A 9,897-nucleotide genomic window follows, 5' to 3' on the forward strand; every position below is an offset into this window, starting at 1 on the left:
AGCTCACTGGAGGAAGCCGTGCACAACGAATCCGTTCCCTTCGATCCCGCCCAGGACCTGGCGCTGCTGGCCGCATCCGGCGCCCTGGACGGCAACGTGGCCCAGTTCGCGCAGCCGCGCGGGCCCGACCTGCTGCGCCGCAGCGCGCCCCTCGAGGCCTGGTGCGGCCTGCGCGCGCGCCACGGGGTCTGGCCCTATGCGCGGGTGCTGGAAGGGCCGCCCGAGCCGCTCGCCAACGTCGGCGTCGGCGGCGCGGACGGGGCCACCCTGGTACGCGGGATCAACTTCGCATCCCAGGACTACCTGTCTCTGGCGGCCCATCCGGCGGTGGCCGAGGCCGCGCTGCGCGCCCTGGGCGAAGCCGGTCCGCACAGCGCCGGCTCGGCTGTCCTGTTGGGGAACACGCGCTACTCGCTGCGCGTGGAGCAGGCCCTGGGCGAGCTGCTCGGCCTGTCGCAGGTGGTGCTGTTCCCGACCGGCTGGGCGGCCGCCTTCGGCGCCATCACCGCCCTGGTGCACGGCGCCGACCACGTGGTGATCGACCAGCTGGCCCACGCGTCGCTGCGCCAGGGCGCGGCGGCGGCCACCCGCAACGTGCTGGTGCACCGCCACCTGGACTGCGACCACGTGCGCGAGCTGCTGGCCGGGATCCGCGCGCGCGACAGCGCCAACGCCATCCTGGTGGTGACCGAAGGCCTGTTCAGCATGGACGCCGACAGCCCCGACCTGCCGCTGCTGCAGCACCTGTGCCGCGAATACGGCGCCACCCTGCTGGTGGACGTGGCCCACGACCTGGGCGCCACCGGGCCGGGCGGGCTGGGCGCGATCGGGGCCCAGCGCATGCAGGGCCGGATCGACATCGTGATGGGGGCCTTCTCCAAGACCTTCGCCGCCAACGGCGGCTTCGTGGCCTGCGCCGAGCGCTCGGCGCGGCGCCAGTTGCAGATGTACGCGGGGCCGCACATGTTTTCCAACGCGCTCTCGCCGGTGCAGGCGGCGGTGGTGCTGGAGAGCCTGCGCATCGTCACCTCCGGCGAAGGCGACGGCCTGCGCGCCGACCTGATGAGGAATGCCGTCGAGCTGCGCGCCCTGCTGCGCGACGCCGGGCTGCGTTGCCTGGGCGAACCCTCGCCGATCGTGCCGGTGTGGATGGGGCAGGAAGCAAACGCCCGCGTGGCCGGCATGCTGCTGGCGCGCGACGCGGTGTTCGTCAACCCGGTCGAGTACCCGGGCGTGCCGCTGGGCGCGGCGCGCCTGCGCCTGCAACTGATGGCGAACCATACCCCGGCCCAGATCCGGCGCGCGGCGCCGCTGGTGGCGGCAGCAGCCGCGCGCGCGGGTGTGCCGGCCGGCGGCATACCGGCTGCGGGCTTGCCGGCGGCGGGCATGCCGGCAGCGGGCGCACCGGTCTCCGGCATGCCGGCCTCGGGAGCGGCAGCGACGGAGGCCTGCCGTGGCTGAGCGCGAACCCTACCGCGCCAGCCCGGTGCTGGAACGGCTGCAACGCCACGCGCAGGAGGCGCCGGCGCGCATCGCCTTCAGCTTCGTGCGCGAGGACGGGCGCGAGGAATCGATCCTGTTCGGCGAACTGGCGGCGCGCGTGGACGCGCTGGCCGGGGCGCTGGCGACCTTGGCCGCCAGCGGCGAACGCGTCCTGCTGCAATATCCGCCCGGGCTGCCCTTCGTGGTGGCATTTTTCGCCTGCCTGCGCGCGGGGCTGGTGGCGGTGCCGGCTCCGCTGCCGCGCAAGCATGGGGATGGCCAGGGCCTGCTGCGCCTGCTGGAGGACGCGGCCCCGACCCTGGTGCTGAGCACCCGCGACGCCGCGCCGCTGGTCGAGCCCCAGTTGCGCGGGCATGCGGCCGGCCTGGTCTTCACCGACGCCTTCGACGCCGGCCAGGGGACGATGCGCGCGCCGCGCCCGCCGCGCACGCCGCTCGCCTTCATCCAGTACACCTCGGGCTCGACCAGCCGCCCGCGCGGCGTCGAGGTCACCCACGCCGCCCTGTCGGCCAACGTGGAGGCGATCGGCGAGGCCTTCGGCTTCCGGCGCGACAGCGTGATGGTGAGCTGGCTGCCGCCTTTCCACGACATGGGCCTGGTGGGCAGCATCGTGACGCCGGCCGCGCTGGGCTTTCGCTCGGTGCTGATGGCGCCAGCCTCCTTCCTGCGCCATCCGCTGCGCTGGGTCGAGGCCATGAGCCGCTACGGCGCCACCTGCGCCGGCGGGCCGGACTTCGCCTGGGACTTGTGCGCGCGCCGCTACCTGGCCGAGCCGGCGGGGCGCGAGGCGCTCGACCTGTCGCGCCTGGAAGTGGCCTACAACGGCGCCGAGCCGGTGCGCGCATCGACGCTGCGCCGGGTGCGCGCCGCCTTCGCCGCCTGCGGCCTGCGCGAGGAGGCCTTGTTTCCCTGCTACGGCCTGGCCGAGCACACCCTGCTGGCGGCCGGCGGGCCGCGCGGGCGCGCGCCGCGCATCCTGAGCCTGAGCAAGGCGCGGCTGGAAGCGGGGCAGGTGAGGGAGAGCGCGGAAGGCGACCCGGACGCGCGCGAGCTGGTGAGCTGCGGACCGCCGGCGCCGGGCGTCACGGTGCTGGCCGTCGACCCCGACAGCGTGCGTCCGGCCGGCCCCGGCCGGGTCGGCGAACTGTGGCTGGCCGGCGACTCGGTGGCGCGCGGCTATCGCGCGAGCGGCGGCGGGCAGGCCGGGGAGGCGGGTGGCCGGGTGTTCGGGGCGCGCCTGGAGGGCGGCGACGGGCCCTGGCTGCGCACCGGCGACCTGGGCTTCGTGCGCGAGGGCGAGGTCTACGTCACCGGACGGCTCAAGGACCTGGTGATCGTCAACGGCCGCAATATCTATCCGCAGGACGTCGAGGCCGTGGTCGAGGAGGCCGCAGGCTTCCTGGAGCCGAACCGCTGCGCCGCCTTCGCCCTGGAAGAAGACGGGCGCGAGCGCCTGGCGGTGGCGCTGGAAGCAGACCGCCGCCTGCTGCGCCTGGCGCGCCGCGCGCAGCAGGACGGCGCCAAGGTCGCGGAACTGGACGCGCTGGGGCAGCGCATCCGCACCGCGGTCGCGCGCCGCTTCGGCATCGCGCTCGGCCTGCTGGCCTTCGTGCGCCCCGGGAGCTTCCCGCGCACCACCAGCGGCAAGGTCCAGCGCTCGCGCTGCCGGCAGCTCGCCGCGCGCGCGGAGCTGGACCTCGTGTACGCCACCCGCGAAGCCAGGCGCGCGCCGCACCCGCAGCGCCGGCGCGACGACCCGCCGGCGCTGGCCGCCAGCAGCGTCCAGGCCGACGTCATGATCGCGTGGCTGCGCCAGTACGCGGCGCGCCGCCTCGACTCGCGCCTGATGGACGAGCGCCGCTCCCTCGCTCCGCACCTGCTGCTCGACTTCGGCAACCGCGGCCTGCTCGGCCTGCAGGTCCCGAAGGCATTCGGCGGCCGGGCCCTGGCCACGCCCGACCTGCTGCGCGTGATGGAGCAACTGGCCGCGCTCGACCTGACGGTGGCCACCGTGGTGGGCGTGCACAACGGCCTGGGCCTGCGTCCGCTGCTGCGTTACGGCACGGAGGCGCTGCGCGCGCATGCCTTGCCAGACCTGGCGGCGGGACGCCAGCTGGCGGCCTTCGCCCTGACCGAACCGGCCGCCGGGGCCAATCCGCTGGCGATGCGCACCCGCGCCCAGCGGGTGGAGGGCGGCTGGCGCCTGAACGGCGAGAAGCACCTGATCGGCCTGGCCAGCTGGGCCGGCTGGATCACGGTGCTGGCGCGCGCGGTCGGCGCCGACGGCGGCGCGCTGGGCACGGTGGCCCTGCTGGTGCCGGAGGACGCGCCCGGCCTGCGCCAGGGGCCGGAGGCGCTCACCATGGGCATGCGTGCGATGGTGCAGAACGCGCTGCGCTTCGAGGACATGTTCGTGCCCGACGCCCAGGTGCTGGGCCATCCCGGCGCCGGCATGGAGGTGGCGCGCGACGCCATGGCCTTCGCGCGCCTGGGCATTGGCGCCCTGTGCATCGGCGCCATGAAGCGCTGCGCCCAGCTGATGCTGCGCTACGCCGGGCGGCGCGAGGTGGCCGGCGGCCTGCTGGCCGAGAATCCGGAAACCCTGGCGCGGCTGGATGAGCTGAGCTGCGCGGTGGCGGCCCTGGAAGCCCTGGTGCGCGCCATCTCCGCGCACGACAAAGGTGGCGAACTGCCGCAGGAGGCCTGCATGGCCTGCAAGTGCGTGGCCTCCGAACTGTTGTGGGAGACGGCGGACGCCCTGATGCAGATGCTGGGCGGACGCGGCTATCTGGAGCCGAACCTGGCGCCCCAGATCCTGCGCGACGCGCGCGTGCTGCGCATCCTCGAAGGCCCGACCGAGGCGCTGTACGCCCACCTCGGCGCGGCGCACGAGATCTGCTGCGGCTTCATCGGCGAGGCACTGGGGGCGCCGCTGCTGGCCGACAGCGCGCGCGAGGCGGCGCGCCGGGCGGGGCCGGACGCGGCCCACGGGGCGGGCGAACTGTGCGCCTGGACCATGCTGGCGGCGGCCGCCGCCGGCGCCGGCGGACCCGCCGCGGCCTGGGCGCGGCGGCGCCTGGATGCGCTGCTGGCCGCGCTGCGGCGGCGAGATGAACGCCCCGCCTCGGCCGAGCTGGCGGCGCGCATCGCGGCCTACGCGCTGGCGATCGGCGAGCCGGAACAGGAGGCGGTGGGCGAGGCGCAGCAGCGCGACCCGCTGCTGGCGCGCGACTGGGACGGGGGAGGGCGGCCGGCCGCGGCAGCGGCGGCGACCGGCTCCGGGACCGGCCTGGCGGAGGGCATGGGGGATGGCGCGGGCGCGGGGGCGGCAGAGGCCACGCGCGCGCTGGTGCGCGAATGCCTGCTCAACAGCTTGCGCGACGGCGGCGTGGAGGACATCGACGACGACACCTCGTTCGCCGAAGCGGGGCTGGATTCGCTGGCGGCGATGCCGGTGGCGCTGGAGCTCGAACAGCGCACCGGGCTCCAGGTCAATGCCGAGCTGCTCTATGAATATCCGACGGTGGCGGCCCTTGCCGCCTATATCGACGCGCGGCTGGCCGTTAGGCCTGCCGTTCGGCTTGCATCGGGAGAGGAGGCGCAGCGAGCGGATGCCGGCACGCAGGGCGACGGGGTAAAATAACTTTTTTACCTCATCGCTTTATTCTCCTATGACCGTCCGCACCCGTTTCGCCCCGAGCCCGACCGGCTACCTCCACCTGGGCGGCGCCCGCACCGCGCTGTACTCCTGGGCCTATGCCCGCCACTTCGGCGGCACCTTCATCCTGCGCATCGAGGACACCGACCTCGAGCGCTCGACGCCGGAGGCCGTGCAGGCCATCCTGGACGGCATGCAATGGCTGGGCCTGGAGCACGACGAGGGTCCGTTCTACCAGATGAAGCGCATGGACCGCTACCGCGAAGTGATCCAGGGCATGCTGGCCCAGGGCACGGCCTACCTGTGCTACTGCTCGCCGGAGGAAGTGGAGGCGATGCGCGAGCGCATGCGCGCCGCCGGCGAAAAGCCGCGCTACGACGGCACCTGGCGCCCGGAACCGGGCAAGGTGCTGCCGCCGGTGCCGGAAGGCGTCAAGCCGGTGGTGCGCTTCAAGAATCCGCTCGAGGGCGAAGTCACCTGGGTCGACGTGGTCAAGGGCCCGATCACCATCGCCAACAAGGAGCTGGACGACCTGGTGATCGCACGCCCGGACGGCACCCCGACCTATAACTTCTGCGTCGCGGTCGACGACTGGGACATGAAGATCACCCACGTGCTGCGCGGCGACGACCACGTGAACAACACCCCGCGCCAGATCAACATCCTGCGCGCCCTGGGCGCCGAGCTGCCCCAGTACGGCCACCTGCCGATGATCCTGGGCGCGGACGGCCAGAAGCTGTCCAAGCGCCACGGCGCGGTGAGCGTGATGGAATACCCGGAGCAGGGCTACCTGCCGGAAGCGATGCTGAACTACCTGGCGCGCCTGGGCTGGAGCCACGGCGACGACGAGATCTTCTCGATGCAGCAGTTCACCGAATGGTTCAACCTGGAACACCTGACCGCCTCGGCCGCCCAGTTCAATCCGGAAAAGCTGGCGTGGTTGAACAACCACTACATCAAGCAGGCCGACAACGAGCGCCTGGCCGCGCTGGCGCGTCCGAAGCTGGAACGCGACGGCGCCGTGTTCGAGGGCGCGCCGCCGCTGCCGGCGGTGCTGGGCCTGATGAAGGAACGCACCAACACCATCAACGAACTGGCCGACGCCGCCATGCTGTTCTATCGCCAGCCGCAGCCGGACGCGGCCCTGCTGGCCCAGCACCTGACCGATGCGGTGCGCCCGGCCTTGAATGCCTTCGCCGAGCGTTGCGCCGAGGTGGAATGGAACAAGGCCGCCCTGGCCGCCATGCTGAAGGAAGTGCTGGCCGCCCACGGCCTGAAGATGCCGCAGATCGCCATGCCGCTGCGCTTGCTGGTCACCGGCCAGCTCCAGACCCCGGCCATCGACGCGGTGCTGGAGTTGTTCGGTCGCGACGTGGTGGTGGCGCGCGTACGCAAATATCTTTGAAATGAAAATGGCTATTTGCGTAATGCAAGGTCGTCCGCTATAATGCTCGCACTTCAGCGCTGCGGGGGTATAGCTCAGCTGGGAGAGCGCTTGCATGGCATGCAAGAGGTCAGCGGTTCGATCCCGCTTACCTCCACCAACTCTGAAGTGTAGTACGGTCGTTCCGGGTCCCCATCGTCTAGAGGCCTAGGACATCACCCTTTCACGGTGAGTACCGGGGTTCGAATCCCCGTGGGGACGCCAGGCAACTGGCAGGATATGACCGAGACGAAGCAACGACAACCCAGCATGTCGGCCTAGTCGAAGCAGTAGCAGTATGTTAGAATGTTGTTTTTCCCGTAGGGGGTATAGCTCAGCTGGGAGAGCGCTTGCATGGCATGCAAGAGGTCAGCGGTTCGATCCCGCTTACCTCCACCACGTTGGAAAAACACACTAGCAGTCCAGGGTCCCCATCGTCTAGAGGCCTAGGACATCACCCTTTCACGGTGAGTACCGGGGTTCGAATCCCCGTGGGGACGCCAAGAATTTGGTAAGGCGACGCAGAACGCGTCGCAGGTTGTCGGTAGTAGAGCAGTTTTAGGTCCCCATCGTCTAGAGGCCTAGGACATCACCCTTTCACGGTGAGTACCGGGGTTCGAATCCCCGTGGGGACGCCAGCTTAAACCGGAGTAGACCAACGCGCATGCGCGGAGAGGTGCTCCGGTTTTCTCATTGGTGGGCTGGTTTTATCGCGCCTGGTGGTCGGGCCTCGTCAAGACGCCGGGTTACAGCGCCGAGGCTGTGTGGATACACGGCTTGCAACACGACAGTTTTAGGTCCCCATCGTCTAGAGGCCTAGGACATCACCCTTTCACGGTGAGTACCGGGGTTCGAATCCCCGTGGGGACGCCAGTCAGGAACCGGAGCAGACCACGATGTGGTGCTCCGGTTTTTCTTTTTCAGGGCCCGCACGGGCGAGCGCAGGCCTTCCTGTCTCTCTGTAGCGTCGCGGCGCTTTTGGCACTCGTTTGCGGCGCTTTTGGCATCGCATCCGATGCGCCTCGGCCCCACAGTTGCGATCTGATTGTCCCTAGACTTGGGGCGAAGCGCTGCCGTGGCCGAGGACATGAATTGACCACTCTTGCACCCATTCGGAGCCGTCCTGGCCTCGCTCAACACCCTTGAAGAGCATTCGACTCGTACCCATGCTGATGAGCCGCGCATCGAGCAACGTTGGGATTAACGGTCGCATCGTCGAGTCGTCGCGGCTCGAAAGCTGCAGCTCGTACGACGCCCCCACAAGCGCATAGGTCAGATTTCCGACTGAGCCGGGGAGCGACACGATTTCACGATCTGGCCGCCGCCTTCCTCTGACTCTCAATGTTTTGACGATGCTGTACATGTGTACAGTATAGCTGTGGCTGCTGCGATTTTTGGGCTGGTCACATACGGAGCGTGGCCATAACGGCGCCTCTCCCCCCAGCGCACGCGTACAATGGCCCTATATCCACCAAGTCAAAACTGCTGTGAAACTAACAATGTTCGCGGATATTGCAGGAAGGGTCAGCCAGGCTCGGCACGGCGCCGATCGAATCACTGCCGCCGCTGTATGCCTTCCATCTCTCGGACTTCGGGCAATTCGGAAGAAACTGCCGCAGGATCTGCCGAAATGGAAAAACGCCGATGACCGGGCAGTTGATCTGGTCAGCTCTATCGTTCGGGAGGAGGCGTTTGGAGTTGGCGTTTACTCAATTGATAAAACCGAGGGCGCATGGGAGAAATTCTGGGCTGACTCGGCGTCTCTCTACTCAGCATTAAACGGTAGAGTTAGCGTAGCGAGAGCGGCATATCAGGTGAAGTGTTTGATGTCCGTCCATTCTACGACGATTGCAAGCGTCAATGCGATTAAAACAATTGGCCAGTTTATCGAACGTCAAACAATCATAACTAAAGAAAACCTAGTTTTTGATCGCGAAATAGATGGGGCAGATAATATTGACGTTTTTGAACACATATGGCGCCGTGCGAATACGAATAAACCGTTACTCTACGAGCGCCGATCAATACAGCGGCAGTTTGAAGCCGTAGAGCTAAAGACGGAGAATGAAGAACCTCTTCTGCTGCTAGCAGACTACATAGCGGGGCTTGCGCACGCGGCTAGCAGCACCTCGAATGTTTTGTCTGCTAGCGCTGTGACGGCTGCATGTGCAAAGCGCAATCACGACTTACTTTCCGCATGCTCAAACTACACGTTGACGAAAGACAGATTCACGCTAGACCACGCTGAGATTTGGGCTAAGGAATAGCCGGTAATTCTCTGACCCGTACTAAAGCGCTTTTCTGAATTGCAATCATGTGTAAATCAATGGGACGCACGCGCCGGATATAAGCTGGGTCTAGTAATTCCACCCCTCCAGCTAAAATAATCGCGAAGACCAATTCGGAGCACCACCAGGCTGTGTCGTCGTTCCAGTCTTCCGAGAAGGTAAATGGTATTCCGATCGCGCCTGCCCAGTCGTAGCGCTTTCCGACCTGAGCTTCGGCGAAGGCAATCGCGCCTCCGAGGTCGGGTACCCATACATCCATGTCGCGGTAGAGAGCGACTCCGTCCATTAGCTCATCCAGCGTGCCTGCTCGACAAGCGTGCGACATCGAGGCCTCGTAGGCCCGTTCGCCAATGATGGCTATCGCGTGGCTGAACTGACGAGAACCCGACAGCACGCCGACGACCAGGCTCAGCGGGTTGTAAGGCCACCGGCTGGTGAGCCGGACCGTTACCCAACCACCGTGAGTGTAATTGGCACGCATCCTGTCACCAGATGATCGCTGCAATCTGCTCTACGGTTCGGGCCGCAGCAAGGGCCGACTTCAGTTCTTGAGCACGCACGAAATTGCGGGTTCCCTGTGTAGTCATCGATGCATACATGGCTCGAAATGCCTGGATGTCAGCAAGAGGGATAAACGTATTGTCGGTTGCTTTCCAGGCACCGGGGAAGCCATCCGGGAAAGCCCCAAACAGCGCGATATGATTCGCGACCCCATCAATGTCCGATCGCGAGAGCGTGTCGCAGGCAATCAATTTGCCGGCATGCGGAAAGGTAGACAGATTGGCGGCTGCGCGCCAGCTATTGATTTCCTCGTTCTTCGCTGCTTTGAGCAAGTCGAGATTCGGAGCCGGCACCTCGTCCAAGACGGACCAGACACTCCCACTCCAATGCGCGTACTGACCATTCTCCAGGTCCGGTGGCGCAGTTAGGGTGAACCGTTCCGGCATACGTTCCAGCGGATCGCGATCTTCGCGGCCGATAAGGATGCCTTGCTCGTTAAGGAGGTAGATAGTGAGCATTTTTTT

The 9,897-nt window shown here is 67.5% G+C and carries 6 protein-coding genes and 6 tRNA genes; 10 read left to right on the forward strand and 2 right to left on the reverse strand.

What is annotated here, in order from left to right; genetic code table 11:
• Positions 1 to 18 precede the first annotated feature (18 nt).
• The 10 genes from B0920_RS01975 to B0920_RS25340 all read left to right on the forward strand — a co-directional run bounded on the left by B0920_RS01975 (position 19) and on the right by B0920_RS25340 (position 8,851).
• Positions 19 to 1,461, forward strand: a complete 1,443-nt coding sequence (locus B0920_RS01975) for an aminotransferase class I/II-fold pyridoxal phosphate-dependent enzyme (protein ID WP_078030920.1) — start codon at positions 19 to 21, stop codon at positions 1,459 to 1,461.
• A complete protein-coding gene (locus B0920_RS01980; RefSeq protein WP_078030921.1) occupies positions 1,454 to 5,146 on the forward strand; it encodes an AMP-binding protein in 3,693 nt (1,230 codons plus the stop codon). The genes B0920_RS01975 and B0920_RS01980 overlap by 8 nt, the downstream gene beginning before the upstream one ends.
• A 28-nt stretch (positions 5,147 to 5,174) precedes the next feature.
• Positions 5,175 to 6,566 (forward strand): glutamate--tRNA ligase, encoded by a 1,392-nt coding sequence (gene gltX, locus B0920_RS01985; protein WP_078030922.1) that lies wholly within the window; start codon positions 5,175 to 5,177, stop codon positions 6,564 to 6,566.
• 63 nt (positions 6,567 to 6,629) lie between these two features.
• Positions 6,630 to 6,705 (forward strand) — tRNA-Ala (locus tag B0920_RS01990).
• Between the two features lie 28 nt (positions 6,706 to 6,733).
• Positions 6,734 to 6,809 (forward strand) — tRNA-Glu (locus tag B0920_RS01995).
• A 98-nt stretch (positions 6,810 to 6,907) separates the two neighbouring features.
• Positions 6,908 to 6,983, forward strand: a tRNA-Ala gene (locus tag B0920_RS02000).
• A 28-nt stretch (positions 6,984 to 7,011) separates the two neighbouring features.
• Positions 7,012 to 7,087 (forward strand) — tRNA-Glu (locus B0920_RS02005).
• A gap of 59 nt (positions 7,088 to 7,146) precedes the next feature.
• Positions 7,147 to 7,222: transfer RNA gene (locus B0920_RS02010), tRNA-Glu, on the forward strand.
• 159 nt (positions 7,223 to 7,381) lie between these two features.
• Positions 7,382 to 7,457, forward strand: a tRNA-Glu gene (locus B0920_RS02015).
• A gap of 626 nt (positions 7,458 to 8,083) precedes the next feature.
• Positions 8,084 to 8,851, forward strand: coding sequence for a hypothetical protein (locus tag B0920_RS25340; protein WP_143745604.1), 768 nt, complete (start codon positions 8,084 to 8,086; stop codon positions 8,849 to 8,851).
• Here the strand turns inward: B0920_RS25340 and B0920_RS25345 are convergent.
• Both B0920_RS25345 and B0920_RS02025 read right to left on the reverse strand, forming a co-directional pair.
• Positions 8,841 to 9,353, reverse strand: coding sequence for a hypothetical protein (locus tag B0920_RS25345; RefSeq protein ID WP_143745605.1), 513 nt, complete (start codon positions 9,351 to 9,353; stop codon positions 8,841 to 8,843). The genes B0920_RS25340 and B0920_RS25345 overlap by 11 nt on opposite strands.
• 4 nt (positions 9,354 to 9,357) lie before the next feature.
• Positions 9,358 to 9,891, reverse strand: coding sequence for a DUF4376 domain-containing protein (locus B0920_RS02025; protein ID WP_078030924.1), 534 nt, complete (start codon positions 9,889 to 9,891; stop codon positions 9,358 to 9,360).
• Positions 9,892 to 9,897: the final 6 nt, after the last annotated feature.

Source organism: Massilia sp. KIM (assembly GCF_002007115.1).
Classification (GTDB): domain Bacteria; phylum Pseudomonadota; class Gammaproteobacteria; order Burkholderiales; family Burkholderiaceae_D; genus Telluria.